Here is a 26,823-nt window from a genome sequence, read left to right as displayed (position 1 = left end):
GCGTGAGAAGGGGCCAGATGGTTAAATACGATTTTGATACTACGTTCGACCTAAGATATCACAGCGGTAACTCGTAGATACGATGGTCACTGCCTCCGCATTCAAAGATGGAGTAAGCGCCCTCCGCGCGAATCCGGTCCTGCTCATCGCTGGCCTGTTCGTCGGGGCAGGCAGCCAGCTGCAATACGTCGACCACCTCATCGAGTCGCCGTATCTCTCGGTGAGCGTGTCGCTCGCCTGGCTGATCGTCTTCCCGTTCGTTATCGGCGGGTTCATCGGCACTGCCCGAGCTGCGATCGACGGCACAGACCCGTCCCTCACTCACTTTTTCACGGTAGCCCGGACTCATTACTTTCGGCTGCTCCTTGCAACGGTGGTGTTCGTGCTACTCGTGTTTGGAACCGCGGTCGGATTTGGACTCATCGGGTTCATCCTCGGTATCGGTTCGATGGCGCTCACCGCGATTCACGAGATGGCTGCGTTCGCAGCAGGCGTCATCTCGCTGCTCGTCTGGCTCGTGTCGATCCTTGGTGTCATTATGTTCGTGCAGTTTTACGACACGGCAATTGTCATCGAAAACGCGAGTGTCACTGCTGCGTTCCGGAGAAGTGTTGGGCTCGTTCGCTCGAACCTGAAAAGCGTCACTGGATTCTCCGTGACGTGGCTCGTCCTGCTGAACGTCTTCTTTGTTCCCGAATACCTGGTCCAGTTGACGATGACAGACGCTGGCCCAGCTGACGCATTACCGATCGAGTTCGGGATTCCGATTGCTGTCCTGCTCCCGATCGGAATCGCTCTTTCCGCGGTCGGCTTCGCGTACTTCTACACGGTGTACACGGCCTACTATCTGCGATTAATCGCTGCCTCAACTGAGACTCCGGACTCAGTATGACCATCCACCAACAATTACGTACGATAGTTTCGAACAGCCACCGAACAGATCAAACCCCCGCAATCGCCGCCCGCAGAAACTAACCAAACCCTATGTCACGGATCCTCCCGACACGAACTGACGCGACCGTTGAACGAAGCGATACGCCGGCCGTCCTGAGTCTCGACGACGACGGGACGCGAGACGTGATCGAAGCACTGTCTTCCGAGACCGCCTACGAGATTTTTCGACTGCTCAACGAAACGCCGGCGACACCGTCACGGATCGCTACTCAGCTCGACCAGAGCGTGCAGAACGTCCATTACCACTTGGAGCATCTCGAATCGGCCGGCGTAATCAAAGTTGCGGACACCTGCTATTCGGAGAAAGGCCGGGAGATGAGCGTCTACGTCGTTTCTGAAGACCCGACACTGCTCTTTCTCGGCACCGAGGACGATCGGCCGAGTCTCAAACGCGCGTTCAAATCCTTCGCCTCACTGCTTGGTCCACCGTCGATCCTGCTTGCCGCCGGCGAATGCATCTCCCGGTTCGTTACTGCCGAATGAGTAAACATACCGACACACCGGTCCGAGCTTCTACTGCCGGCGACCCAACCGCGGATGACGCGGCACCGACGATCAAGGCCCGAGACGATGTCGATGGCTGTGGGTGTCTTGATTGCCGCAATATCGAGACCCCTGCAACTCGTCGAAGCGTTCTCGATTCGTTAGTCTGGTCCGTTCGCCTGTTTCGGTCCTATCCGTCAATCGTCGTTTTCGCGGGTGTGATCATTTTTGCTAGACGGCTTCTCGAAACGGACGGTATCGACGCGCTTCCGATGCCCGCAATCGCCGTGGTTGAGACTCTGACGGCGTTTGCGTTCATCATCTTGATCCGTGCCTACGTAGGAACGATCGTCGCCGGTGAACTGACCGGCGAGCCCGTCACGAGACGTGAGGGGTTACATCGAAGCCTCGCTCGGACGCCATCACTAGTCGGAGTCGTCATTCTCACCGTATTCTTGGTGATGACGGTTCCGTTCTTCTTAGCACTACCACTCTTCCTTATCGTCGGTGTGCTCCCGGTCATACCGGGAGAGACGATCAGTTTCCCCGTCGCCGCAGCGGTGGGTGGAATCGCCTTTGTCGTGCCGTTTCTGTTTCTCCTGTACAAGTTCTGGTTCGCACTCGAGGCGTGTGTCATCGGCCAGTACGGCCCGCTTAGATCATTCCGCATGAGTTGGCGCATCACGACGAACTACCGAGGCAGATTCGTGCTTATCGGGGTGATGGTGATCGGAAGTGCAGTCAGCCTCTTTCTCCCGACATATCTCCCCGAGATTGGGACGAGTCTAGCCTCGTTAAACCCCGTTTTGAGCGTCATCTCATCGAGTGTCAGTGAGCTCCTCTCGATCGTGTGGGCGAGCGCCTACGCGCACATCTACGTCCAAGGTATCGTGTCGTCATCTACGCTACGACCGACCTAACGAACGGCCATCTAGCCAGTTATTCAACGGCAGCAGAACAGATGTTGAGGTCGTCGCTGACAGTAATCTCAGCGACGGCATCGCCATACGTGATGCTGATCGTGGCATAGAACGGGTCGCCGGAGCTGACCCAACCGGTTACGTCAGGGAGCACCCGCTCCGTCGCTCGCATGCTACTCGACTTACTGAGCGGAACACCAAGCTCGGTCAACGCCTTCGTCACCTGCGGTTCGAACTGGAGTGCACTGACGATATCGACAGTAATGAACCACGAGCACGTCTCACAGGTGAACTCCGCAGTCGGTGTCGAGTCCTCATCGAGTCGCTCCCGCGGCACAGTGACGCTGGTGATGCCAGCACACGACGGGCATTGGCCCGTGCGAGCCAGTCCGACGTGGTGCATCATCCGGTCGTAGAGGGCTTTGTAAACCCCCTCTCCCTCGCGGACAGCGAGCCCGTTTTTCGGAAACCGGTACGTCGCTCCCCAGAACAGGTCACACGCGGGACATTCGACGGTGAGAAATTCCTGCTCGTACTTTCCTCGAAGCCCGGATTCACAGTTCGGACAGGACTCCTCAATATCGAAGTCGGCCGGTATCGACTCTGTTGGTCGGTTCGCAATGACTGCCTCGTAGAGCGCGATCGCGCTCGCCGTCGGAACGTATCCCTCCGCCACCTCTTCGATGTAGACGTCGCGGAGCTTTTCGAGGTGGTAGTTGAACTTCCCGCTGTCTTCCATCTCTGTTGCTGCCATCAGTTCGGCGTACGAGAGCGTGCGCTGCTCCCGTACGTCCGAACGTGAATCCGGATCGACTGGCGAGTACCGCTCGAAAAACGCGCGCAGAATGTCGAGTCTGATTTCGTGGCCGAGCAACGCGAACGCCTCCTCCGACGCCGCTCCCCCGCGTTCACTGTTCGTCATACAGACTCGTTGAACGGTGGGGTCATTGAGTGCTCCCCTCCGCGATGCGTGTGAGCTGTTCTTGTGAAGTTGAGCTCACAGAATGCTTACGCACCTGAATACCCATCTCTCACGCAGTACCTACGTATGTCGAATCAAGCTACGTCACCGTCTCTGGGTTCGCGTCTCCGCGAGCGAATCCAGTCTATCAGCCCGTTCTCCCTGACGCTGCTCGGGTTAATCGGGGTCCTTGGAAACCTGGTCCCCCAGCTTGAGATACTCAAGTTGTTCCACCTGTTCTGGTTTTTCGCACTCTGGCCGTTCGTGTCGATGCTACGCAGCGGCACTAAGCAATCGCTCGGATTCGGCGCTGACGACGAGGGTCCCCGAGACTGGCTCGAAATGGACACCGGCTGGCGAGGCCAGATCGCCGTTCTGCTCGGTATCCCACTATCGTTTTTTAATCCACTCGTGTTTCGCCAGGACGCGATGCAACTGCTGGGAAGCCTCGTCGCTATCGGGAGACACCGTGGTTCGCTTCCCAATCCAGAAACGTACGACCAGACCGCGAGCTATCGACTGCCCGTAGAGGGGACGTGGACAGTCGTAAACGGAAGTCCGATCAAAGAGTACTCCCACTCGTGGTTTCCGGCGACCCAGCGCTACGCCTATGACCTCGTGATTACGGACGGAGAAGGGCGCAGCCGTCCAGTAAGCACAGACACGAGAATCGAGAACTACTACTGCTACGACCAGCCCGTCCTCGCACCCGCCGACGGCGTCGTCATCGACGTACACGACGATGGCCCGGAACTCGGCCGAGCCGGTGGATTCTCGCATCCGTTCAAACGGAGTCTGACGGGGAACGCCGTCACGATCCGGCACGCGGAAGACGAGTATAGCACTCTCGCTCATCTCGTCCCGGGGAGCATCGAGGTTGAACCCGGAAATCGCGTGAGGCGCGGCGAGCAAATCGGCCGGTGTGGGCATTCGGGAAACTCCGCAGAGCCACACCTCCACTTCCAACTTCAGGATCACCCGACGTTCGAGATTTCGGCGGGACTACCGGTCCGGTTTGACGACGTTGACGTGAACACGCCGGGGGGAGACGTTGTCGAAGAGACGAGCTGGACGGAACCGGATGGTTCTGGCCGCTACATTCACGTCGGCCAGCGGGTATCACACACGACTGACGGTGAGCCCCAGCAGTCCGAGGACACAGCTAGTCCGTTCGAGACGGCTTCCTCGGGGCTTAGCCGCGTCCGGACGCTTGGACGGGTCGCTACGGGTGTCTCCATCGGCGGCTTCGTCACCGTACTCGCGGGGGTTGTCGTGCCATCGTTACAGACGACTGCACTCGCGCTCGCAGGACTGGCCGGCCTTGGACTCGTGTATCAGGCCGGGCGAACCCTCGTGGACGGTACCCGAGTTCGTCTCGGGGTCCTCGGAACAGTTTGTGGTGTCGGCGTGGCGTCGGCGTTGGTCGGTGTCTTTGCCGCCCAAGAGAGACTCCCGACACGTGACTCGTCCGGGGTCGGAACGGGGGTGTTCGCGGCTGGGTTCCTGTTGTACATCGCGGTGTGGGAATACGGGCGGCGAGGAGGTGGAGGCGATTGATTCGTCGCCACGTGGACGACTGCATCGTCACAGAGGCTTTACAGCAGCGGATACACGGGGAAGGTGGCCTATATCGATGAATAATAACTCGGCGGGGCCAGCAGCAAACGATTCGTCTGCCGTGTTTCTGGTGACGGTCGCGGCGAACATCGTCCCGCTGGTCGGCGTGTTCCACCTCGGGTGGAGCGCACAGACGTTCGCGGTCGTCTACGCGATGGAACTGGTCGTCGCCGTCCCGTTCGCCGGGTTGAAGGCGTTGTTCGCGCGCCGCCCGCCGAACTACGACGAACTGGAGCGCCCACAGGAGGGGAACCCGCTCAAGCCCGACGAGTGGGGCGGGGTCTCCGCCGGACCGAGCGACCTCAACCGCCGGCGTGGGAACGTCACGGTCGTCGACTCGCTCCCGCCGGTCTACCCCCGGAACGTCCCGTTCGTCTTGCGAGCGTTCGGGGCTGCCGTGGCGCTCGTCGGGATGTTCCTCTTCGTACTGAGCCGGGTCATCGACGTGCCGGCGACGCTCGCCGATCCGGTTGTGGCGACGAGCGCCGTCTCCCTGATCGTCTCGCACGTCGGTGTCATCAACCGCGAGTACTTCCGGAAGCGGCGCCACGAGACGAGCACTCCCCGGGATGTGATCGGAAGCGCGAAGAACGAGGCCGGTGTGGCCGTGGTGGTGCTCTGGTTCGCGGCCGCCGGTGGTCCGACCGGCGCGCTGGCCGCGTTCGTCACGGTGAAGCTACTCGCGGAGTGGCGGGACTACCGCGGCGGGCAGTCGTCCGACCCCGACGAGGAGGCGGGGACGCTCCCGCCCGTGGCGGCTCCGGACGCGTCGCCGACGGCTGAGGTCCATCCGAACCGGCGCGCCGTCCGCGGTGCCGCGCTCTGGCGGGGCGCGACATCCGCCGTCGGCGGCGGCCCGGCGTACCTCCTCGCGTGGGTTGGGCTCACCGGCGGATCGACAGGGGCGGTCACCGCCACGGTGGTCTGTTTCGGCCTCCTGCCGGCCGGCCTCGGCGGGCTAAAGGCCGTCGAGTATGCCGTCACTCACGGTACACTGGCGTACCAGCGCCGCGACGATGCGGTAGTCGCGTACGACGACTTCACCGGGGCGGTCCAATGGGCTATCCCCGTCGATGACCTCCGGGACGCCGAGCTGTGCGAGGGAGAGCTCGTCGACCGCGCCTGCGACACCCGAACGTTCTCGCTCATACCGTCCGCGGGGGAGTACGAACTCAGTGTCGCGCACCTCCAGGAGTATGGCCGAGCCGTCGAGGCGTTCGAACTTCCGGTGGAGACGACGGCATTCGGCCCACTCGACCGACGCGTGGCCGGGATAGCGGCCACAGTCGGAGCCTGTGGCATCGCCGTCGTCGCTGGCGTCGGCTACTACGCTCCCTCCATCGCGGCGGTCGCCGCCGGATTCGGCGGCCCGTTGGGCGTCGTCGCTCTCAGATCGGCGTGGCGGTGGGCGCTCCCGGCGACGCCGTGAGAGCGCTCGGCTGGTCTCGACAGTTCCATAAGGTCGTTTTGATGTGCGCCCTCATCAACAGTGAATCGCTACGTGAATCGCTGGAACCGTAACTCAGCATCGCACGAGCATCGGGCGACCTTGCTCCGAGAGGAGGTCGGTCTTTCATCTCGTCGGGCTGGAGGTCCGCAGGACGCTCCTCACCGTACCGGTCGTCTGCTGCCTTGTGATGGCGGTGGAGCCGGTCGGCCGACTGGAGCCGTTCCTTGTTACCCGTGATCGACGTACAAACAGAGAAACCCAAGAGGGGTGATAAGGAAAAATATGTAGACGCTTGTCGAAGTAATCGCAACCACGCTAACGTGGTCTAGAATAGCTAGGAGAACGACAGCGGCGAGAATAATGTCTACTACTCGTCCGGGACGTGTTTTAGAGAGCATTGTAACCATCTATTCAGGTGCAGTTCAAGAAGGCTAAAAGGCATTTTGTTCGGATATATAGCTGCCGAATTTTACAGATATCGACGTATTTGGGGTCGCACTTGGAACGATTTACTGGGAACTCCCCCGTTCGATTTTGGCCTTTGGATAGCTGACCCAACGGAAGCAGGCAGTATCGTTTATACTAACCAAGGGATTCAAGGACATTTTGGTAACGATAGGAAGGCCGCTGTGGAATGAGCTCAAACGAGTCAGGACTCGTCGAGCAACGAGCGAGCCCGCTGCACGTAACTGTTCGCACCCCAGCCACGGGCGTCGCTGATGTCATCGAGGAGCAGCCGTGCCTCGGCAGTCGAGAGCTGTTCAGTTCGAACGAACACCGAGAGCAGCGTCGGCGTCGTGACGAGTCGGGTGTCAGCGAGTGAGGCGTGGATCAAACCAAGTTGGTTGAACTCGTCACAGAGAAACTCATTCGGCTCTCTGGGTGACGTACCGATCTCGTATTCTTTTCTTCCACGGCGGTGCGCATCGAAGTCTTGCGTTTAGTACGTCACCGCTCCACTAGAACAACACCAGGTACAGAGCTGGAACGGTCCTTCGAGATGACCAGTTCAAGGAACCGACGGACAAGCGTGTCCGGGTAGGCAGTAGTAAGAACACGGTGTGTTGGGTCGGTCTCTGTGATTACGATAGAGCCCGCATCAACACCCGCGAGAATCACGCTCATGGGCCACCGAATCATAGCTGTAAACCGCAGATAGTCGGCGGAGCGTCCGTAATTGGCTTGCAATGTTCGTTCATCGCTATAAGTTGCAACGACCACATCAGTCGCTCGACAGTCGAGACGGCTCGTCCCTGCGGAAAGTTACTCGTCTGCCTGGTTGCCGACCTCTGCAATGACCAGTGCGATTCCGAAAACTAACAGCCCGTAGCCCACGATACCCGCCGCGAACGACTGCTGGGACAGGCCGGCCGTGCTTCCCGCACCGATGCCGCCGCCAAGCATCCCAATCTTCCACGAGGTACCCTCGCCGGACAGGGTTCGAATCGTCTCTGCGTTGTCGAGCGCAAACGCCGTTGTCGTCCCGTATATGAGTGGAATCATTGCCACGAGACCGAGGTTACCGCCGTCAACGACGGCCGTCAACGACATTACGCCCAGACCGACAATCGCCGATAGAACGTACCGAATGGGTCGTCGCACAGCGGCGTATCGTCCGAGCGTTACTTCAATGTCCGAGGTTGTCTCTCGTACGCCATTCGTGTCAGGTTCTGAGGGTTCAACAGAGCCGAGTCGTCTGAAACCCTCTTGTCGAGTTCCGAATCAGCGATAGCATGTCGCGAGCGCACGGGCGTCTCCTGCGTTTCGCACCTTGCGAGAGGGCTCAAAGAACTAGCGCTGTCTAACTCGCTGCCGTCTCAATGAGCGGCAATAGTCATTCGACGATAATCGCTCCTTTCTGGTCGAGTGATCTGTGGGGCTGACAGGCGTAGCGATACGTTCCGCTCTGTTCGAACGTATGTCGGAAGTGGACTCCGGATTCGGGCGTAACCTGACCGGAGTGGATGTCTGAATTCAGGAACACCACGTTGTGCCCGCCGCCGACTCCGGTCCAGTTCCACTCGACCGTCGTACCCGTCGTAATCTTCAGAACCGGGGGGTCGAACGCAAAATGACCTCTGTTGCCCTGCGTTCCGACAGAGACTGTCGCCGTGTCGACGTCGGTTCGGTCAACCACCGTACCGTCGAAGTTGCTGCTGTCGACGACCCACCTGTCGACGGTCTGGTTCCCCGTCGACGGAGGCTCTTTGACGAACACGGCGCCGCGCATCCCTTCGTCTCGGTGCGGTTCCGAGACGAACGGGTACGTCCCTGGTTCTTCGAAGATGTAGTGATAAGATGTCCCCGATTGGGCGTTCGGTCGTCCGCTGTCGAAGGTCCCATCGAGCGCAACGATGTTGTGGAGCCCGCCGTGACCGGTCCAGTCCCAGGTCACATTCGTCATGGGAGCGACTTCGATTACGGGCGGGTCGAACGACAGTCCGTCCTCGACGGGGTGGCCAACCTCAATCAACGGTTGGGAACCAGGCCCGTATCGAAGCGCATCGCCTCGGTAACCGTTGGCATTTGCCAGCCAGTCGTCGATTGACTCGGGGGGTGTCAGGGTTGACTCCGTGGTCGTCGTTGCGGTGGTTTCGGAGTCGTTCGTGCTCGTCGACGACGTCGTACTGGTACTGGCGGCGTTCGATTCACGATTTGTTGTGCTACAACCAGCCATCGCCACGATGCCAGCGAGAGCGGTGCTGCGGAGGAGTTGCCTACGAGTCGGGGACCGTTTCATTGCAGTTTGACGGTCGAGTTATTGTCAAATCAACGCGATGACGCTTCCCCAGCACTGGGAGTACGCCCACACCTACATATGTATAGAGCGTGTAAATTCAGGGTTTTAGTATTGAATGAGAGTCGCGACCGGTCGACCGATTATCTCGTTGTGATTGACAGAACACAGATTCCGTGCGAAGACGAGGAAAGCGACATCCGATACAAGATGGGCGGGAGGACTCGCGGCACCCGTCAACTAGCGACCCCAGCCAAGGCGGCTGGATCGGATTTCCGAGGTCTGATCGGGAGACGTCCAAGACGGATGGCGTCGAGACATAGTGTTGCACGGCCGGGGAAATCGGGACGTACGCGACCGTGACAGTATCGAGCGTCCACCCCCTCCACCGAGATAGCCAGCGACTCCCGTTGCAGCAATCGTGGGTGCGCCTGCCTCCTAGCGTAGTCTTCGACGCGAGATTTGAGCCATTGGTTTTGGCAACTCTCTCGACATATCAACCGGTTCTTGTGAGTTTCCCATCTAGAGCTGATACTAACGAAGATTGAAGTTCGTAGATGTTGCTAGGGGCGGCGTGAACGCAGAGAAGGGCAGCAGAATTAGTTCATGTCGGCCAGCGGGCCGAAGTCGTCGACGGGGAGTACTGAGTAGTCGATTGTGAGCGTGTCCTTCGTCGCTCGAATCTTTCCGACGAACGTCGAGATTTCTTCGAGCGACCCTTCCAACACGAACAGTTCCATGCAATGATGGCCGCCGACGTGGCTATGGAAGTTCGATGCGACGATGTCCTCGTGCTCGTGGCGGAGGTGCATCATTTTCTCCTCGACACTTGTCGTTTCGTAATCGAAAACGACTGTAACGACGCCCATTAACTCTCGGTCTTCGAGTTTCTTGTCCTCGAACTCACCGAGAAGGTTTCGGCTCGCCTCGCGAATTACTTCACTGCGACCAGTATAGCCGTGGTCGTCCGCGAACTGATCGATTCGATTAAGCAATTCCTCCGGCATCGAGACGCTGACCACGCTCATATAACAACATAGAGCGGACAAAATATTAAACATTATCATCCTCAGCTTCGGAAGAACGGTAATTGTGGTCTGCCCGCTCACGATGGAGGGGCACCAACACTCGGTGAAATCGACGCCAAAGGCGAAGAAACGTCGGCGCTCCTCACCGACCGCGTACAGCTCTGTCAGCACTATTTGGGGAACGAGTCGTCCGGGTCGGTTGCAGCGGGAGTTGGTACAATCAAGTCTGTTCGGGATGGGACCGACGACGCGGTCGAGGAGATGAACGCTCCTGACGGCAGAGTGTGTCCGCGTTGCGGACCCGGTCTCACCGAGAGTGGGCCGTCGATGTGCCCACGCCGCGGTGCTCCTCGCTGATGTTTTTGGCCTGCCTAAAATTCGGAACGCTTTTGCGTATTTAGGTGGGCCTAAACCATATGCCAGACGGTTCCAGCGATCACGAGACACCGACGCGACGAGACGCAATCAAGTACGGTGGGGCAGTCATCGGTGGGGGACTGCTCGCTGGCTGTATCGGACAGTCGAACTCTGCGTCACCGTTGACTGAGACAACCGCGAACGACTCGTCAACCGCGACGAAGACCACAGAACCGGAGGTGGAGAGTTATTCGGTGACGATGGCACCAGCCGGTACTATCGAACTCGACGAGGTTCCCAAGAGCGTATTCACCGTTCTCGTTCACCACGCAGACATGGTCGTCGCTCTCGGTCACGGTGATGCCCTCAATGCGATGTACAGCCCGTCCAACTTCGAGGGCAATTACCACAAGCTTCTCGAACGGCTCAATGGAGTCTCGGTCGATTGGTCGAATCTCTACAACTCGTGGAATCCGGACAAGGAAACCCTGTACGAACTCGACAGTGACCTCCACCTAGCCGACCCGGCATACGTCTCGACAATGGATGCGTGGGACACCGCGGATGTCGAGGAAGTCCAAACGGAAATCGCCCCTTGGTTCGGGAACTCCCTCAGTCGGAACCACAGCGAACCGCCGGCAGACTGGGCAGACCAGTACCAGTATTATTCCCTCTGGGATATTTTCGGCAAAGTAGCGCAAGTCTTCCGAGAACAGGAGCGGTACGAAGCGCTCTCCGACGTCAAAACCACTCTCGACTCGACAATCTCGTCGAGTCTCCCAGCAAGCGATAACCGGCCGCAAACGGCGCGAATCATGACGACTCCGGAGCTGGATACCATCTGGACCTTCCACATGAACGGCCCGGGATTCATTCGGTCGCACACGCGTCCGTTCGGCGTCCCCGACGCACTCTCGGATGTGGAAGAGAGCAGCACGATTGACCTGGAGACCCTCGTCGAGACCGATCCGGAAGTCATCCTCGTCGAAAACGCGTTTGCCAGGAGCGACGATTGGCGAGCAGTAAAAAAGGAGTTCCACAACGACCCGGTTGCGGGAGAAATTTTGGCAGTGAAAAACGACCAGGTGTATCCGCTTAGCGCCCGGTACGGCGGCCCAATAATGAACCTCTTCCAGTTAGAGATGGTCTCCAAACAGCTGTATCCGGAGCAGTTCGGTGAGTGGCCTGATTACGACGGTGGTCCGTATCCCGACTTTTCCAAGGAGGAACAACTGTTCGACCGCGAACAGGTCGCGAATATCATCAACGGCGACTTCTAACTGAATTTGACCCCAGGTCCCTCAACGGGTAGAAAGCGGGTCTACCGCAGGTCCGATTCAGTCTCGATGTTGCTGAACGCAAGTCGCGCATCAAAATCAGCCTCCGAGGTTGTTGATCGGTGATAATGCAACAGCCGCACTCACTAGCTCTCGAAGTTCAGGAAGAGCCCTGAAGTCATCAGTAATCAGGAACGGTGCATCCACCTCACGGACCGCGGGCAACTGGCTTCACCATCGTCGATTCGGCTCGTTGCGAACACAGATATCGCCGTCGAGGAGTTCGAACGCCCACGGTTCGAGACGGCCGCCGAATCCGAGCCAGCGTCGTCTTCGAGGTCGCTATCTGAAAGCGGCCCGTACCGTGTCGAGAAGCACGTCGGGCTCGTACTGATGGGTGCTCACCGGCGGCACATCGCCCTCGGCGTCGAACAGTTCGTGAACCGCCATCAGTGCCGAGCGAACCGAGTACTCGACGGTGAACACCACGTCGTCGGGAACCTCGGCGAACTGGCCGAGGAACGCGAGATTGTTCGATCCCGTAGGGACGACCTCGGGGCGGTCACCGGGCGTCCGCGGCATGAACTGACTCGTGATGAACGGCATCATACAGGGGATACAGGTGGCCGTCTCGCGGAGCTCTTCGAGGCGGTCGGTGTAGCCGAGGTGGTGACAGAGCTCCGCCAGAATCTCCTCGCCCGTACAGTCCTCCATCTTCTTGTTCACGTGATTCCCGCGTTCTTCCGGGAAGAGGCCGTACCCCCAGATGACCTTCACGTCATCCGGCTGGTTCGCGAAGTGGGGCTGGACGGCGGTGACGATGGAGAGCAACCAGTTCGACTCCGTGAACGTCACGAGCGCGTTCCCCGGCTCTTCGCGGGTGACCTCCACGACGTGTTCGAGGAAGTCCGACTCGCGGAGTGTGAGCGTGAACGACTCCCACTTCGACTCGGGCACGTGGTCGGCGAACACCGAAGGCCTCCCGAACTCGGGGAAGTCGTCCGCGAGTGCCTTCCAGAGTTCGAACGAGGTGCCGCTGTCGTGCAGGTCGGGGGCCTCGGTCATCGACCCGAGGCTCAGCGCGTCCGTCATCGACCCATTCGTCACGAAGACGACGTCGGTCGGCTCGACGGTGATAGTGCCGGCGGAGCCGTCTTGGTCCTCGTAACGGATGGTTTCGACCGTCTTGCCCGCGCGGGCCGGGACGATATCGAGGCCGGTGACGGTGTGGCCACCCAAGAAATCGACGCCGCGTGCCTCCAGCCAGCGGCGGAGCGGTCGTACTACGGAGTCGTACTGGTTGTACTTCGTCCGCGACACGCCGCTCAGCGTGTGGAGTCGGGGAAATTCCCGTGTGAACCGCTGCATGTACCGTCGCATCTCCGCCGCGCTGTGCCACGGCTGGAAGGCGAACGTCGTCGCCCACAGATACCAAAACGTGGTGTCGAAGAAGGTCTCGTCGAACCACTCCTCGATGCGTGTCTCACCGAGCCTCTCCTCGGGAGTGAGAAGGAGGCGGAGCAGCGATAGACGGTGTTGCGTCTCGAACCCGTAGGAGGAGACGTCGAGTATCTCTTGGTCCGCGCCGACGAGGCGGGCCTCGGCGTACGTCTCGTGTTTCTCGTTGAACTCGTCCATCTCCCCCTTGATGGTCGTGTCGGGGTCTTCGAGCGACGGAATCGACCGGAAGAGGTTCCACGTACACTCGTAGGTCGGAAAGTTGAACATGCGGCCGCCGGGTAGGACGTAGCCCTCCTCGGGGGTTCCGCGCCCGTCGAGCGCGCCGCCGAACACCTGCCGCTTTTCCAGCACGTGAACGTTTTCGCCCGGTATCTCGGTGTCTCGAAGGAGGAACGCGGCCCCGGCGAGAGACGCGATGCCGCCGCCGACGAAGTAGGCGTCGCGTTCGGCCGCGTCCGCTTCGGTGCCGACCGTATCGGTCACGCGCAGGTCACCCCGTCAACCGTCGTCATGCGGCGGCCTACCCGCCGATTCGGGTGGCGTCCGACGCCGTCCACGGAGAGGTTTCGCACCCGTGATTGTAGCTTCGATGCCATGTCTGTATCCCGGGGGCGTGCGGCGATAAGTACTGACTCTAACCTGTTGTGGTGTTTAAGACGTCTTTTTATCTGAGGCGACAGTGTGCCGGACGAGTCGGTCTTGTGCCCGCCGGAGTCGCTCGGAGACGGACGGGGCGGTGACGCCGAGTTCGGCCCCCAACTCCGCCAGCGAAGTCGTTCGCGGAACGGAGAAGTAACCCGCCTCGTGGGCGGCGAGCAGCGTTTCGCGCTGTTTCGCGGTGAGTCCGTACTCGTTGCTGTCCGAGGGGGCGACGTCGACGACGCGGTCGAGTCGGAACGTGATACCGTTCTCTTCGCAGTCCTTGTTGAACTCGGCGAGCGTCGCTCGGTCGGAGAGCCGCGTCCGCACGTCCCATCCGCTCGGGGTTATCGTCGCTGAAATGGGGGCGGTGTCCAGCCGGATAAACTCCGTGTAGATGGCCGGCGGCCGCTCCGAGAGTTCGACGCGATAGAGACGGCGGTCCACGGTCGACCCGAGCACGCTGTGAGTCGCCACCGACGCGTCCCGTAACGCCGCGTCGACCGAGTCCAACCGGCCGCCATCAGCCCAGAAGATAAGCACCGGTCGGCTCCGCGCGGACGTCAGCGTGTTCTCTACCCGGAGGGTCACGTCCGGTACGGCGGCGGCGACGTCGGTCAGCGGCAACCGCTCCGAGACGAGACGACACTCGACGACGAGGGTCATGGTCAGTGGAAGACGACGGACGAGGTCCCCAAAAGTCCTGAGGTCAGAACGTCTCGGCTCGCTCTGTTTGATGAACCGCGTTGACTTCGTGTCGACATCGATCACCGCCGACGCGTGTGCGACGACACCCATCGCCGGCGCAGAGATAACCTCTCCAAGTACCTCACGAAGCACGGTGCGGAGGGACGTTCTCGATAGTGGATACAGATACCCGGTCGGCTTAGGAGATAAGCTCGACACAGAATGCTTCGGGCGAATTACTAAGTCGGCTCTAGGGCTACGAGACTCATGGCGGATTGGAATGCGGATTTCGGGCCGTTCGATGGACATACTTGGCTGAACTGCGCCCATCAAGGGCCCTTACCGAAGCGAGCCGTCGAGGCGGTTGACGATGCGGTTACATTGAAACGAGCGCCCCATCGGCTCCCAGAACAGGCCTTTCGCGAGGTACCAGCCGGGGTCAAACGGGCACTCGGGACACTCATCAACGCCTCTCCCGACGAAATTATCCTCGGAAACAGCTTCTCGTACGGGCTGCACCTGCTGATTCACGGGCTTGAGTGGAACGAAGGTGATGAAGTAATCCTCGTCGAGGGTGATTTCCCGGCGACAATTCTCCCGTGGCATCTGCTCGAATCCCAGGGGGTCCAACTGCGGTTCGTCGATGCCGAGTGTTCGACACCCTTGACACAGCAGCTCGCCGAGACAGCGACCCCGCGGACGCGCGCCTTCTGTACGACGTGGGTGGACTCGTTCACTGGGCGGCGGCTCGATATCGACGAGATCGGAACCGTCTGTCACGAACACGACGTGCTCTTCGTGCTAAACGGCTCGCAGGGCGTTGGGGCGCGGCCGATTGACGTATCGCGAACACCGGTCGATGTGCTCATCAGTTGTGGCTACAAGTGGCTCTGCGGACCGTACGGCACGGGCTTTACGTGGCTCACACCGGAGGTCCTCGATGCGCTTGGTCCAGTGAACGCTTATTGGTTATCGATGCAAGCCGGAACGACGCTGGACGAAATGCAGAATCTGTCGCTTGATACGGAACTCGGTGCGTCCGGATACGACGTCTTTGGAACGGCGAACTTCAACAACTTCATGCCCTGGACTGCGGCGGTCGAGTATTTGACCGGAATCGGCATCGAGCAGATCAGCACTCATGGCGAGCGACTCGTCGGTCAGCTCATCGAGGGGGCTGAATCGAGTTCGTTCGAGGTTGTAACGCCGGAAGACCCTCAACGGCACGCCAACATCGTCGTACTCAGCCATTCGTCGGAAAGCGTGGCCCGTGAAACCCATCGAGCGCTTGCGGATGCTGGCATCCATACAGCCTTGCGCGAAGGGAATATTCGTGTCAGTCCTCACGTGTACAACACGCACGCCGAAATCGATGGGCTGGTCGAGCGACTGCCGAAATAATCCAGGCTCGCCATGGTGTCGCGCAGATCCGTGGAACTGTCAATTGAGCGCTCGTCACACGGGAGCAATCGAACGATTTCAGTTGGGAATCGCATGCAAGATTCGCGCCCCGAATCAGCACAACGTACAGTATTGGCCCGCGGCCGACACGGTATGCCGCCGAGTGACCGGATTGGTATCGCTTATGTAGCGTGCTCAGCACCGAACGGTATGCACCTTGAGACGAGTTCCTGGACGGACGTCAAAGACGCGGCACCGACGGTAGCGCTGCTCCCCGTTGGAAGCACGGAACAACACGGGCCACACGCACCCGTCGGTACGGATACGATTATCGCACAGGAACTGGCGAGCGAGGCTGGCCGGCGCAGTGATCTCAACTCGGTCGTCCTGCCGACGATTCCAGTCGGCATCGCACCGTATCATAGTCACTTTCCGGGGACGCTATCGGTCTCCGCGGAAACGCTTCGGCGGTACAGCTATGAGATTCTCACCTCGTTGTCGGACTCGAGCGTGGAGATGGTCGTGTTCGTCAATGGCCACGGTGGAAACGGTGAGACGCTCCGAAACCTAACGCGTACCGTTGCCGACGACTCGACGGTTGACCTCGAAGTGTTCCTCTGGGAGTGGATGAGCGCCGTTGACGACCACGTCAACCACGCCGGTGAACTCGAGACATCCATGCTCCTTCACATCTGTCCCGACGAGGTCGGCAGCCCAACCGACGGCGACGCCGCAACCTGGGACGACACGGTCGATGGTGGCGTCGTCAATCGGTTCACAGAAGAGTTCAGCAAGAACGGTGCAGTCGGGGATGCGACGTCTGCGTCCGCCGAGCAGGGCGAACAGTTGTTCGAAACGGCCACCGACGCACTCTGTTCGTTTCTGCGTCAGGTCGATGACCTCTGAGTGCCCTCGGTCGAGCCGAGTGGAACCGATTCACTGGAGGCCAACGTTCAGAGAACGAGTGCGACTGAGTTAGCGAGCGTGGTGACGGTCGCCCTCCTGCGAACCGACGGTGAGTATCGTTACACGCCCGGAAATGTCAAAAATTCAGTATCTTTTTGTACCCTCGCGTCGCGTACCCGGGTGACTTCGAACTGAGCACGCTGAGGGCGAACTAGCGATACTCGGCGTAACTGCCCGAAGCAGAAACGGTCCCGCGGTAGGTATTATTCTAACCCGTCTCAGATGTTTCCGTGGACGATTTCTGCGACGCGTTCACGGTCGAATAGCGTCACGTTCTCGAACGAGTCCGGGTAGATATCTTTCGCCGCCCGGTCGGTATGGTAGAAGTTGATGATTGGCCCTTGATCAAGGTAACCGGCACTGTAAACCGCGTCGTCCTCAACCGCCTGCACGCTATGGGACCCCGCTTGGTCTTGGAGTGGTTCGACGACTTCCTTCTGGAACGTTGACTCGGACGCCCCGCCATAGTTTCGCACCAGCAGCACCTCGGGGTCGATTTCGATCAGGGCTTCGATATCGAGCGTCCCCCTGTCAGAGAAACTGTAATGACCGACATCCGTCGCCGCAAGCGCATCGGTCAGCCCGAGGTCACGCCACTGCTTGGTGCTGACTCCCCCGTCATCAAACCGGAACGGGTAGAACTGGAAGCCCGCTCCGTCGGCCGGATATACCAGTAAGGCGGTTGGACGCTGGTCGGCTGGCGGCAAGTGCTCATCGACCAACGCAAGCATCTCCTCGTGGAGTTCGACGAATGCCTGGTATCGGTCCTGTGCCTGAAAGACCTCAGCCATCAATCCGAAGGCCTCGTACAAGGTGTAGTAACGGTAATCGTGCCAGTCGTCGCTGTGGCGGCGGATAAAGTTGCCAAAGAACGGGCCGACGTTGTCCGCAATCTCATCGACGTCAGACTGATCCCAGCCGTACCAGAGTCGCAGTATATGGGGGTCTATGAAATGCACGTCCGCGTTCATCTCATAGAACAGTTCCTTACTCACACCGTCGGCAACCAGTTCCACGGTGTCATCTGCGTCGAAGTCTATCCCGGGAAGCTCTTCGAAGGCCTCGCTCGCAAAACGGTCGTGGTTCTGAATACCAAGCGTCTGTCCACCACCGAGTGCGAACGCCATATCCGCAAAAGTGGGTAGTAATGCGGTCCACCGCTCGGGCGGGCCGTCGAACGCAACCTCACCCATTGGTTCGATTGTGACAGTGTACGGCTCATCTGACCCGGTCGCCGTATCCGTCTCCGAGACCGTCTCCGAAACAGCCGTCTGCGTCGATGACGTACGCGACTTCGGAGACGAACTGCTTGGCTCGGAAGTACCAGAACAGCCTGCAAGGAGCCCGCTTCCCGCGATTGTTCCGCCGTACTTCAGACAGCCACGCCGTGTCAGTGTCTTGCTGTTTTCGGAATCGTCCACCATAGTATTTAGGCCAGCCTAAACATACAAAACAGTTCCGAACGTTAGGCCAGTCAGATATTCAGGAACGTCAAAGCAACCACCGGGGGCGACTGGCTTAGCGTATTCGTTTTCGCAGAGAACAGCCGTCCGCAAACGCGACCCGGTTCACGCGTTCACGTCGCTTCGAAATCCACCAGAAAGCACTCGTCGAGCAGGTCGGTGAATGTGAGCCCAACGTGACTCAACGACCTGCTCGGTCCTCAAACTGCGACTATCGTTAAGTACCTTCTCAGCACACGTCTAAGCGGGATAGACATGAGCGAGCTAGTGGACGAAGTGGTCGTCTTGTACGTCGACGACGACGAGGATTTCACCGAACTGACGGCGGCGTTCCTCGAACGGGAATGCGACCGGTTTCGCGTCGAGACGGCCACGTCCGTCGCCGAGGGACTCAATCGCGCGGGGGATTCGACGTTCGATTGTGTCGTCTCGGACTACGACATGCCCGAGCGCGACGGGTTAGACTTTCTCGAAGCCCTCCGCGAGGACGCACCCGACCTCCCGTTTATTCTCTTTACCGGCGAAGGAAGCGAGGAGGTCGCCAGCGATGCCATCTCCGCGGGCGTCACCGACTATCTCCAGAAAGAACAGGGAACCGGCCAGTACACCGTGCTCGCGAACCGTATCGAAAACGCAGTCGAGCGGCACCGCTCGCAACGCGCGCTCGAAGCGAGCGAACAGCGCCTCTCGTTGTTCATCGAACAGTCACCGCTCGGCGTCCTCGAATACGACAGCGACTTCCAGATCATCGGGCTCAACGAGCGCGGCGAGGAGATTCTGGGCTACACTGAGGAAGAACTCCGCGGCCACAGTTGGGAGGTCATCGTCGCGGACGACAGCTACGACAACGTCGACGCCGTCACGGACCAGCTCGCGGTCGCGGAGGGCGGCTACCACAGCATCGACGAGAACGTCCGGAAAGACGGCGAACACATCCGCTGTGAGTGGCACAATCGAGTCATCACCGACGACGACGGCGAGGTCGTCGGCATCATCTCGCTGTTCCAAGACGTGACCGAACGCGTCCGCCGCGAGAACGAACTCGAACGGACCAACGCGCTTCTCTCGACGCTCATCCGGTCGCTCCCGGTCGGCGTCCTCGCCGAGAACAGCGACCGGACCGTCCTCGCGATTAACGACCGACTGCTCGAACTGTTCGACATCTCGGAACCGTCAACCGGGCTTATCGGCGCTGACTGCCGAGAGTTGGCACGGAAGACCAGCGAACTCGTGGTCGATTCGGAGGGCTTCGTCGAGCGCGTCGACGAACTAATCGCCGGGACAGAGTCGGTCCACAACGAGTCAGTCGCCCTGACGAACGGTCGGACGCTCAACCGAAGCTACGAACCGATCGAACTCCCCGACGGGACCGGCCATCTCTGGATGTATCGCGACACGACCGAGCAACGCGAGCGAGAACAACAGCTTCAGCGCCAAAACGAGCGACTGAGCGAGTTTGCGAGCGTCGTCAGCCACGACCTCAGAAACCCGCTGAACGTCGCCGCGGGGAACGTGGAACTGGCTCGTGAAGACCACGAGAGCGAGCGTCTCGAAACCGCCGCTCGGGCGCTGGCCCGTATCGACGACCTCATCGACGACCTGCTCACGCTCGCCCGGAAAGGCGACAACGTCGGTGAACGAGAACCGGTGTCGCTGGGGACGCTCGTCACCGACTGCTGGGAGACCATCGAAACGGGTGACGCCGAACTCCAAACCGACCTGACGGCGACGGTCGTCGCCGACCGGAGTCGGCTCCAACAGCTCATCGAGAACCTCGTCAGAAACAGCATCGAACACGGTGGCGACGGCGTGGTGGTCACGGCCGGCGAACTCCCCGACGGGTTCTACGTCGAGGACGACGGGGTCGGAATCGCGGCCGACCGGCGCGACAGCGTCTTCCAAGCCGGACAGACGACGTCACGGACGGGCACCGGGTTCGGGCTCGCTATCGTGAAGCAGGTCGCGGAGGCCCACGGCTGGACGGTTAGCGTCACCGAGTCAGACGGTGGTGGTGCGCGGTTCGAGATTACGGGCGTCACGTTCGCTGCGGGCGACAGGTGAACGGCGGCGGCTGTCGTCCGAGGCGCGGGAGCGAACGCGGGAGCGAGTTTCGGTCGGCACGGCCGTGACGGACGACCGCTCGTCGGTCACGCCGGACGCGGAGTTCAGTACGGCGCGCCGCAGCTCGGACACATCGGCGGCGCGCCCTCGGGGAGGTCGATACCGCAGTGGGGACAGACACCCTCTGCGTCGGGCGACGTTATCTCGGTGACTGCGTCCGCGGTCGTGCGTCGAACGCCGGCGAGCGTGCCGACGTCCTCGACCGTCGACGCCGCAGCCGCGGTATCGCCCTCCATCGACGCCCGAAGAAACCCGACTCGTTCGGCGACGAACGCGGCCGCCTCGTCGGACTCCGCACCGAGCGCCGAGTCCGGAACCGCCACCGATTCACCGTGGTCACGGCGGTCGCCGCGCTCACCGGCCAACAGCCCGAGCGCCTCGGCGGCGCGGCCCCGGACGAAGGCGTTCTCGTCGACGAGCCGAGCAGAGAGCGCCCCGCGAACCGCCGCGAGCGAGTCGGGCGAATCGCAGCCGACGCCCGCAATCGCCGTACAGAGATGGTATCGGACGAGTTCGTCCCCGTCGTCGAGATGTTCGGCGAGCGCCGAGACGCGGTGGCGAAGCCGCCCGGGGTCGCCGAGCGCGACGCATTCGAGCGCCTTCGCCAGCTTCTGTTTCACCTCGGGTTCGTCGAACGAGAGGCCGACGCGGAGGTCCGCGAGCACCGCCGGCGAGGCGACCGCGTCGGGGTGGTCGAGCGCGACGTAGCCCAGCGCCTCGGCCGACCGCGCGCGGACGTAGTAGAACTCGTCTTCGTCGGCGAGGCGCTCGGCGAGCGCCGAAACCGCGGGCGCGACCGCGTCGGGGTCGGCCTCCGCGACCGCGACGAGCGCCTTCGCGGTCAGCAGTCGAACGGCGCGCTCGTCGTCGGTGAGAAACGGCGTGACGGCGGGGAGAAACGACTCGAACGCAGTCGGGCGGTCGTCCGCGAGACGTCGAAGCTCTCGGAGCGCCCGCTTTCGGTCTTCCGGCGACGCCGTCAGGAGTTCCCCGAGAGAGTCGCTCACCTCATCGTCAGTTCGGGTTTCGGCTGCTTCGACGAGGCGCTCCAGCGGAGACGCGCGGCGTGTGTCGTCCATCGGTTCGTGTCCCTCGTTGACGGGGTATCCCCTCGGCACAGCAATAAGTTGGTGGGGAGCGCGTCGTCGAATCGGAGACTCGGGGACGCGGAGTCAGTCCAGCGGGAACCGCGCGGCTTCGCCGTCGTCCACGTACGAGACAAACACCGACGCCGACTCGACGCGGAACGAGAGTCGACTGGCCGATTCCGGTTCGTACGACCACCGCGACGCGCCGGTGTCTCGGGCCAGCACCTCGAAGCCGCGGTCCCAGACGGCGACGACGCGAGAGTCAGTGACGCCGAGTGAGTCGACGGACGGGAGTCCGGTCACGGTCTGCCACCGCCGCATCCCGTCGAGGCCGAAGCAGTCGATTTGGCCGAGAACCCCGCCGTCGGGGTCGTCGACGCGGGTCCCGACGAACACCGCGTCGTCCGTGGCCTCGACCGCCCGAATCTGGTAGCCGGTGGGGTTCGCCCACCGTTTCTCGCCGGTCTCGCGGTCGAACGCGAGCAGTTCCTGCCGCCCGTCCCCCCGGCGGATGAGGTACGCCTGCGACCCGAGCACCATCGTCCATCCCACGTCGCCGATGGGGACGCGCCACCGAGCGCTCCCGTCTGACGGCTCGTAGGCTGCCAGCGTCCCGTCTCTCGCGGCGACGACGAGTCGAGAGTCCGCGACCACGTTGGAATACCACCGTCGGGGCTCAGTTCGCCACCGGACGCTCCCGTCCGCCGGCGAAAGCGAGACGACGCGCGAGTCGCTCCCGCCCACCGGCACGGGAACCACGAGCGAGTCGTCGGTGACGCCGTTGAGGGAGTGCGAGGAAACAGCCCGGTCGAAGCGTCGGTCACCGGTCTGGGGGTCGTAGCCCGTGAGCGTGTTCTCGGGGGGCGCGAAGTCGAGTTCAGCGACGAGCGAGTCGGTGCGGACGAGTCGCGCCCGGCGCGCCGTGCCCTCGTCGCGCCACAGTTCGTCGCCCGCCGCATCGACGGCGTAGAGGTCGCCGTCGGTGCTGTGGACGTGGTACGGACCGCCGGACGAAGGGGTGACAGGTCGCGTCTCTATCGGGCCGCCCGTTTCGAACCGGACGGCGGTCGACCCGTCTTCGCGCCGCAGGCCGTACAGCGCCTTGTCCTGCATCCCGACGAGAACCAGTTCGTCGGTGGTGGCGGGCGGACCGGCCATGTACGCACCGTCGATGTCGCGTCGCCAGACGGGCCGTCTCCCGCCGAGTCCGGGAATCGAACCGCAGCCGGCGACCGCGAGCGAACCGACGGCCGCGAGCCCGCCGAGCACCGCGCGGCGGGAGACGTGTCGGTTCCGATTCCCGGCCGAACCCGACCGTTCCGGCGGCTCACTCGGCATCGAGCACCTCCGGGGCGAGGCGAGCGAGTTGCCATTCCTGTCCGACGTAGACGCCACCGCCCGCGGCGACAGCCCAGTTCACTCTGCCGCCATCGGGAGTTCGCTCGAACAGCTGTTCGTCGACGAGCGTCCCGTCGGTCGCGTGGACGTACAGCGCGGTCGGGTCGAACGGGACGGTCCCGCTGTGCCCCCGGACGAGAATGTCCGACCCCACGACGGTCACCAGTCGGTCGTCGACGCGGGTCGGCCCACGGGTCACGGGGGCGGCGAGCTCGTCCCGCCACAGTCGGGTGCCGGACGCGGCGTCGAAGGCGTACAGGAAGTAGTCCGCGCCGCCGACGTACACGCGGCCGTCGGCGACGAGCGGCCGGGAGAACACGGTGTTTTGGAGCGGCGCGCGCCACCGAACCTCGCCGGTCGCCGCGTCGAGCGCCAGCAGTTCCTCGGTCGCGCTCCCGACGAAGACGGTGTCGCCGGCGACCGTCACCGACGACGGCGACGGACCCGCGTCGACGCGCCACGATTCGGAGCCGTCAGTCGCGAACCGGCGAAGCGTCCCGTCGAGGACGGGCGCGACGACGCCGGCTTGGGAGCCGTCTCCGGGGGGTACGGGAGCGGGCGCGCCGGCGAGCGACGCCGGCAGGTCGGCGCGGAAGCGTCGGTCGCCCTCCTCGCGGGACAGCCCGAGCAGTCGGTCCACAACGTCGTGTTCCACGCCCGAGATGGGGACGACGACGGTGTCGCCGGCGACGGCCGGCGGGTACTGAACGACGCCCGGGTCGGGTCTATCGACGCCCGTCAGTTCGGTGGACCACGCTCGCTCGCCCGCCTCGTAGTCGACCGCCGTGGCCCGCTCCGCCCTCGAAAACAGGTAGGCGTGGCGGTCGTCGAAGCCGAGGGGCGACCGGCGGCCTTTGCCACCGGTCACCGCCCAGCGCTCCTCGCCGGTCGCGGGGTCGAGAGCGGACACCATCGGGTCGTCACGAAACTGGCTCTCAGTCCCGACGAGCAGGGGGCCGGACGGCGGCCGAACGGCGCGGGTCGGAGTCCGCACGTCCACCGTCCACGCGGTCGGCATCGGAAGCGAGTCGTCGCGGCCCGTAAGACTCGTACAGCCGGCGAGACCGGCGGCGAGCGCTGGAATCGTCTTCAGCGCGTCGCGTCTCGAATAGGAGGGCATCGCGGGGACGTGTGTGCCGATTGATAATACTCCTGTTGGTTCCGACGGCGGCGCGACCAGCCGCGGTCGGCGGGTCTCCGAGCGGGGAGCCACGAAGGTTTTTATCCCGCGCCGAGACGGCGGGCGTATGCTCTCCAGACGAGAGGTACTGGCCGCGGGCGGAGCCGCGCTCGTGAGCGGGGTCGCTGGCTGCGGCGGTTCGTCGCCGGCCCCGGACGCGACGTTCGACGCGCCGACGACGGCGTGGCCGACCGCCGGCTACGACCCGCAGGCGACGGGTCGCGCCCCCGACGGCCCGACCGAAGGAACCGTCTCGTGGAGCGTCTCGCGGAGTTCCGCCGACCCACCGCTCTACGGCGCGCTGTCCCCGCCGGTCGTCGCTGACGGCACGGTCTACGTCACTGGGGTCGCCACCCACTATTACAGGCCGGACGACTTCGTGAGCCCGCTGGCCGCAATCGACGCCGCGTCCGGGTCGGTCCGGTGGGTCGAAGGCTTCGCGGACGGGCTCGGCGGCGGCCCCGCGGTCGTCGACGACGACTCAGGAACCGTCGTCATCGGCGGGTACGACGGCGCGCTCCACGCCGTCGGGAGCGACGGGGGGAGCGAATGGACCGCGGACCTCGGCGGCCGACTCGGTACGCCGACGGCGTACGGGGACCGGCTGTACGTCGAAAGCGGGAGCGGTCGCCTGCACGCCGTCGGAAGCGACGGGAGCCGGCTGTGGACCGCCGACCGACCGGGGCCGGCAGAGCGCCTCCTCGGTCCGGACAAACCGGTCGAAACCACGATGCCCGTCGCCGACGACCGCGGCGTCTACGCCGCCTTCACGCCGTTCGACCGGGGGCGCGAGGCGGTCGTCGTTCTCGGCTACGACCACGGCGGCGGGCGGCGCTGGCGGACGGTGCTCGACGGACGATACGGCCGGTCACCCAACGGCCTCGCCGTCACCGACGACGCGCTGTACGCGACCGTCGGCGGAACCGTCTACGCGCTGGACCCCGACACCGGCGAGCAGCGGTGGCAGTTCGTGACCGGCTCGGCGGCGGCAGGCCCGCCGACGGTCGACGACGAACGAGTCTACGTCGGCGCGAAGAACCTCTACGCGCTCTCGCGGAGCGAGGGCGTCGAACGGTGGCGCGTGGTGAACGAAGCGCCGCCGAGCTACGACCGCGACCCGACGGCGCTCCCGTATCTCGCTCGTCCACCCGTCGCCGACGGGCGAGTCTACATCCGAACCGGAGCGGTCTCCGCCGCCGACGGGACGCGGCAGTGGGGCGGCGACGCCGACGAGTGGCTTCAGAGCGGGAACTACTTCGCCGAGCCGTACTACGGCCGACCGGTGGCGTCGCCGGTCGTCACCGGGGACGCGATGTATCTGACCCACGCGCACCGCGGGGTGGTGAAGGTCGCATGACCGACGCGGGCAAGCGACCGACCCGACGACGGCTCTTGGCAAGTCTCGGGGCGACCGCCGCCATCGGCGCAACGGGCTGTCTCGGAACGCGGTCGGAGCACAACCCGACGAACGGAGAGTGCCCCGAGTACGACCCCGTCGAACCGGCGACGACGGACTGGCGCGGCGTGCTGGGTCCGGCGACGAACACCGGAGCCGTCGCGGCCGAGGCCGTCCCCGAGGGCGACCTCGCGATAGACTGGACGGTGCCCGTCGAGACCTACGTCGGCCACCACGTCCCGGTCGTCGCCGACGATACCGTCTACGTCCACGACATGGACGACGAACTCTCCGCGGTCGACGCCGAGACCGGCGAGCGGATGTGGACCAGACCGCTCACCGACCCCGAACCCGCGCCCGCAGTCGGCGGCGGGACGCTCGTCGTCGTGACTAACGCCGCGACCCACGCGTTCGACGCGGCGACGGGCGACCGGCGCTGGAAGCGAGAAGACCTCGACGGCGGCATCTTCGGCGCGAGCCCCATCGTCGCGGGCGACACCGTCTACGTCCAATCGGGCGTGGCGACCCACGCGGTGGCGCGTTCGACCGGCGAGACCCGCTGGCGGGCCGCGACCGGGTTCCCCTCCGACTCGACGCCCGCGGTCGACGGCGACACGGTCTACGCCGCCGGCGACGACACCTACGTCCGGGCGCTGGATACGGCCGACGGGACGGAGCGCTGGCGCGCGAAGACGAGCGCCCGAATCGACTGTAACGTCTCGGTCGTCGAGGGGACCGTCCTCGTCGGGACCGGGGCGGGAACGGTGCTCGGATTCGACGCCGAGACCGGCGAGGAGCGCTGGCGCTACCGGCTCGAACCGCGGCGGGCAGGGGGCGAACGCCGACCGAGGCAGCCCGAGACCATCGCGACCGACGGCAGTCGGGTGTACGTCGCGGCCGACGACCGACTGGTCACGCTCGCGCTGGCTGACGGGACCCGCTGTTGGGACAACCGGAGCTACGCCGGGAGCTACGCGAGCGGTATCGCCGTCGGTGCGGGAACGGTGTTCGTCCCGACGCGGGATGACAGCGGCGGCGCGATGACCGTCCTCGACGCCGCCACCGGGAATACGCGACAGGAATTGGCCGGAGACGAGCGCCAACGCTTCGACATCGGACCGAGCGTCGCCGGGGACGGCGTCTACTTCGCCGGCCGGAGCGCCGTCGTTCGGCTGAGTTAGGGCGTTCGTCGCCGGACGCGACTCGGCCGGTTGGGTGGTCGGGCGGTCCGTTCCGCGG

Annotated in this window: 21 protein-coding genes and 2 pseudogenes; 12 read left to right on the top strand and 11 right to left on the bottom strand. The window is 62.8% G+C overall.

What is annotated here, in order from left to right; all coding sequences use genetic code 11:
- The first annotated feature begins 82 nt into the window (after positions 1 to 82).
- From DEQ67_RS19485 to DEQ67_RS19475, 3 genes are all read left to right on the top strand, one after another.
- Positions 83 to 892, top strand: coding sequence for a hypothetical protein (locus tag DEQ67_RS19485; protein WP_115891561.1), 810 nt, complete (start codon positions 83 to 85; stop codon positions 890 to 892).
- Positions 893 to 984: 92 nt separating this feature from the next.
- Positions 985 to 1,437, top strand: a complete 453-nt coding sequence (locus DEQ67_RS19480; RefSeq protein ID WP_004061567.1) for an ArsR/SmtB family transcription factor — start codon at positions 985 to 987, stop codon at positions 1,435 to 1,437.
- Between the two features lie 272 nt (positions 1,438 to 1,709).
- Entirely contained in the window at positions 1,710 to 2,357 is a 648-nt protein-coding gene (locus tag DEQ67_RS19475; protein ID WP_206043011.1) for a hypothetical protein, read from the top strand.
- Positions 2,358 to 2,376: 19 nt separating this feature from the next.
- Here DEQ67_RS19475 and DEQ67_RS19470 read toward each other — a convergent pair whose 3' ends face one another.
- On the bottom strand, positions 2,377 to 3,279 hold the full coding sequence (locus tag DEQ67_RS19470; RefSeq protein WP_004061571.1) for a DUF7351 domain-containing protein: 903 nt from the start codon (positions 3,277 to 3,279) through the stop codon (positions 2,377 to 2,379).
- Positions 3,280 to 3,405: 126 nt separating this feature from the next.
- Here DEQ67_RS19470 and DEQ67_RS19465 point away from each other — a divergent pair, with 126 nt between their 5' ends.
- The 3 genes and pseudogenes from DEQ67_RS19465 to DEQ67_RS19455 all read left to right on the top strand — a co-directional run.
- Positions 3,406 to 4,875 carry a M23 family metallopeptidase gene (locus DEQ67_RS19465; protein WP_115891562.1) on the top strand — a complete coding sequence of 490 codons (1,470 nt, stop codon included), beginning with the start codon at positions 3,406 to 3,408 and terminating at the stop codon, positions 4,873 to 4,875.
- Positions 4,876 to 4,996: 121 nt separating this feature from the next.
- Entirely contained in the window at positions 4,997 to 6,364 is a 1,368-nt protein-coding gene (locus DEQ67_RS19460) for a DUF6498-containing protein (RefSeq protein WP_115861552.1), read from the top strand.
- Positions 6,352 to 6,456: pseudogene (locus DEQ67_RS19455) on the top strand (IS5/IS1182 family transposase); the annotation flags it as partial. The gene DEQ67_RS19460 and the pseudogene DEQ67_RS19455, both read left to right, overlap by 13 nt.
- 578 nt (positions 6,457 to 7,034) lie before the next feature.
- On the opposite strand, the pseudogene DEQ67_RS19450 reads toward DEQ67_RS19455, so the two are convergent.
- From DEQ67_RS19450 to nikR, 4 genes and pseudogenes are all read right to left on the bottom strand, one after another.
- Positions 7,035 to 7,250: pseudogene (locus tag DEQ67_RS19450) on the bottom strand (hypothetical protein); the annotation flags it as partial.
- A gap of 398 nt (positions 7,251 to 7,648) precedes the next feature.
- On the bottom strand, positions 7,649 to 7,936 hold the full coding sequence (locus DEQ67_RS19445; RefSeq protein ID WP_004061579.1) for a hypothetical protein: 288 nt from the start codon (positions 7,934 to 7,936) through the stop codon (positions 7,649 to 7,651).
- 283 nt (positions 7,937 to 8,219) lie between these two features.
- The gene (locus DEQ67_RS19440; protein WP_223174124.1) at positions 8,220 to 8,858 is read right to left on the bottom strand and encodes a halocyanin domain-containing protein; all 639 of its coding nucleotides are present in this window, start codon (positions 8,856 to 8,858) and stop codon (positions 8,220 to 8,222) included.
- Positions 8,859 to 9,721: 863 nt separating this feature from the next.
- Positions 9,722 to 10,150 carry a nickel-responsive transcriptional regulator NikR gene (gene nikR, locus DEQ67_RS19435; RefSeq protein WP_004041006.1) on the bottom strand — a complete coding sequence of 143 codons (429 nt, stop codon included), beginning with the start codon at positions 10,148 to 10,150 and terminating at the stop codon, positions 9,722 to 9,724.
- Between the two features lie 596 nt (positions 10,151 to 10,746).
- Between nikR and DEQ67_RS19430 the strand changes: the two genes are divergently transcribed.
- Positions 10,747 to 11,787, top strand: coding sequence for an ABC transporter substrate-binding protein (locus DEQ67_RS19430; protein ID WP_115861633.1), 1,041 nt, complete (start codon positions 10,747 to 10,749; stop codon positions 11,785 to 11,787).
- A gap of 339 nt (positions 11,788 to 12,126) precedes the next feature.
- On the opposite strand, the gene DEQ67_RS19425 is transcribed toward DEQ67_RS19430, so the two are convergent.
- Together DEQ67_RS19425 and DEQ67_RS19420 are read right to left on the bottom strand one after the other, a co-directional pair.
- Positions 12,127 to 13,728, bottom strand: a complete 1,602-nt coding sequence (locus DEQ67_RS19425; protein ID WP_115861550.1) for an oleate hydratase — start codon at positions 13,726 to 13,728, stop codon at positions 12,127 to 12,129.
- Between the two features lie 168 nt (positions 13,729 to 13,896).
- Positions 13,897 to 14,724 (bottom strand): helix-turn-helix domain-containing protein, encoded by an 828-nt coding sequence (locus tag DEQ67_RS19420; RefSeq protein WP_236995439.1) that lies wholly within the window; start codon positions 14,722 to 14,724, stop codon positions 13,897 to 13,899.
- A gap of 114 nt (positions 14,725 to 14,838) precedes the next feature.
- Here DEQ67_RS19420 and DEQ67_RS19415 point away from each other — a divergent pair, with 114 nt between their 5' ends.
- The gene (locus DEQ67_RS19415; protein WP_115803530.1) at positions 14,839 to 15,972 is read left to right on the top strand and encodes an aminotransferase class V-fold PLP-dependent enzyme; all 1,134 of its coding nucleotides are present in this window, start codon (positions 14,839 to 14,841) and stop codon (positions 15,970 to 15,972) included.
- A 210-nt stretch (positions 15,973 to 16,182) separates the two neighbouring features.
- Positions 16,183 to 16,878: a creatininase family protein gene (locus DEQ67_RS19410; protein ID WP_115891563.1), complete on the top strand. Its 696-nt coding sequence runs from the start codon at positions 16,183 to 16,185 to the stop codon at positions 16,876 to 16,878.
- 278 nt (positions 16,879 to 17,156) lie between these two features.
- Here the strand turns inward: DEQ67_RS19410 and DEQ67_RS19405 are convergent, their stop codons facing one another.
- The gene (locus DEQ67_RS19405) at positions 17,157 to 18,131 is read right to left on the bottom strand and encodes an ABC transporter substrate-binding protein (protein ID WP_115803532.1); all 975 of its coding nucleotides are present in this window, start codon (positions 18,129 to 18,131) and stop codon (positions 17,157 to 17,159) included.
- A gap of 525 nt (positions 18,132 to 18,656) precedes the next feature.
- Between DEQ67_RS19405 and DEQ67_RS19400 the strand changes: the two genes are divergently transcribed.
- Entirely contained in the window at positions 18,657 to 20,462 is a 1,806-nt protein-coding gene (locus tag DEQ67_RS19400) for a PAS domain S-box protein (RefSeq protein WP_115861544.1), read from the top strand.
- Between the two features lie 104 nt (positions 20,463 to 20,566).
- On the opposite strand, the gene DEQ67_RS19395 is transcribed toward DEQ67_RS19400, so the two are convergent.
- The 3 genes from DEQ67_RS19395 to DEQ67_RS19385 all read right to left on the bottom strand — a co-directional run bounded on the left by DEQ67_RS19395 (position 20,567) and on the right by DEQ67_RS19385 (position 24,128).
- Entirely contained in the window at positions 20,567 to 21,601 is a 1,035-nt protein-coding gene (locus tag DEQ67_RS19395) for a HEAT repeat domain-containing protein (RefSeq protein ID WP_115861542.1), read from the bottom strand.
- A gap of 93 nt (positions 21,602 to 21,694) precedes the next feature.
- A complete protein-coding gene (locus tag DEQ67_RS19390) occupies positions 21,695 to 22,948 on the bottom strand; it encodes a PQQ-binding-like beta-propeller repeat protein (protein WP_115861540.1) in 1,254 nt (417 codons plus the stop codon).
- Positions 22,938 to 24,128 carry a PQQ-binding-like beta-propeller repeat protein gene (locus DEQ67_RS19385; protein WP_115861538.1) on the bottom strand — a complete coding sequence of 397 codons (1,191 nt, stop codon included), beginning with the start codon at positions 24,126 to 24,128 and terminating at the stop codon, positions 22,938 to 22,940. Before DEQ67_RS19385 ends, DEQ67_RS19390 begins: the two co-directional genes overlap by 11 nt.
- Positions 24,129 to 24,255: 127 nt before the next feature.
- Between DEQ67_RS19385 and DEQ67_RS19380 the strand changes: the two genes are divergently transcribed.
- Entirely contained in the window at positions 24,256 to 25,545 is a 1,290-nt protein-coding gene (locus tag DEQ67_RS19380) for a PQQ-like beta-propeller repeat protein (protein WP_115891564.1), read from the top strand.
- Positions 25,542 to 26,765 (top strand): PQQ-binding-like beta-propeller repeat protein, encoded by a 1,224-nt coding sequence (locus tag DEQ67_RS19375; protein ID WP_115803538.1) that lies wholly within the window; start codon positions 25,542 to 25,544, stop codon positions 26,763 to 26,765. The genes DEQ67_RS19380 and DEQ67_RS19375 overlap by 4 nt, the downstream gene beginning before the upstream one ends.
- Positions 26,766 to 26,823 lie beyond the last annotated feature (58 nt).

The organism is Haloferax sp. Atlit-48N (genome assembly GCF_003383015.2).
Lineage (GTDB): Archaea > Halobacteriota > Halobacteria > Halobacteriales > Haloferacaceae > Haloferax > Haloferax volcanii.
This window is presented reverse-complemented; position numbering and strand designations above follow the sequence as displayed.

Excerpts from the sequence above, each read along its gene's own strand:
- DEQ67_RS19485 (WP_115891561.1), top strand. The coding sequence starts at position 83 with ATGGTCACTGCCTCCGCATTCAAAGATGGAGTAAGCGCCCTCCGCGCG.
- DEQ67_RS19480 (WP_004061567.1), top strand. The coding sequence starts at position 985 with ATGTCACGGATCCTCCCGACACGAACTGACGCGACCGTTGAACGAAGC.
- DEQ67_RS19475 (WP_206043011.1), top strand. The coding sequence starts at position 1,710 with ATGCCCGCAATCGCCGTGGTTGAGACTCTGACGGCGTTTGCGTTCATC.
- DEQ67_RS19470 (WP_004061571.1), bottom strand. The coding sequence starts at position 3,279 with ATGACGAACAGTGAACGCGGGGGAGCGGCGTCGGAGGAGGCGTTCGCG.
- DEQ67_RS19465 (WP_115891562.1), top strand. The coding sequence starts at position 3,406 with ATGTCGAATCAAGCTACGTCACCGTCTCTGGGTTCGCGTCTCCGCGAG.
- DEQ67_RS19445 (WP_004061579.1), bottom strand. The coding sequence starts at position 7,936 with ATGTCGTTGACGGCCGTCGTTGACGGCGGTAACCTCGGTCTCGTGGCA.
- nikR (WP_004041006.1), bottom strand. The coding sequence starts at position 10,150 with ATGAGCGTGGTCAGCGTCTCGATGCCGGAGGAATTGCTTAATCGAATC.
- DEQ67_RS19415 (WP_115803530.1), top strand. The coding sequence starts at position 14,839 with ATGGCGGATTGGAATGCGGATTTCGGGCCGTTCGATGGACATACTTGG.
- DEQ67_RS19410 (WP_115891563.1), top strand. The coding sequence starts at position 16,183 with ATGCACCTTGAGACGAGTTCCTGGACGGACGTCAAAGACGCGGCACCG.
- DEQ67_RS19405 (WP_115803532.1), bottom strand. The coding sequence starts at position 18,131 with ATGGGTGAGGTTGCGTTCGACGGCCCGCCCGAGCGGTGGACCGCATTA.
- DEQ67_RS19400 (WP_115861544.1), top strand. The coding sequence starts at position 18,657 with ATGAGCGAGCTAGTGGACGAAGTGGTCGTCTTGTACGTCGACGACGAC.
- DEQ67_RS19395 (WP_115861542.1), bottom strand. The coding sequence starts at position 21,601 with ATGGACGACACACGCCGCGCGTCTCCGCTGGAGCGCCTCGTCGAAGCA.
- DEQ67_RS19390 (WP_115861540.1), bottom strand. The coding sequence starts at position 22,948 with ATGCCGAGTGAGCCGCCGGAACGGTCGGGTTCGGCCGGGAATCGGAAC.
- DEQ67_RS19385 (WP_115861538.1), bottom strand. The coding sequence starts at position 24,128 with ATGCCCTCCTATTCGAGACGCGACGCGCTGAAGACGATTCCAGCGCTC.
- DEQ67_RS19380 (WP_115891564.1), top strand. The coding sequence starts at position 24,256 with ATGCTCTCCAGACGAGAGGTACTGGCCGCGGGCGGAGCCGCGCTCGTG.
- DEQ67_RS19375 (WP_115803538.1), top strand. The coding sequence starts at position 25,542 with ATGACCGACGCGGGCAAGCGACCGACCCGACGACGGCTCTTGGCAAGT.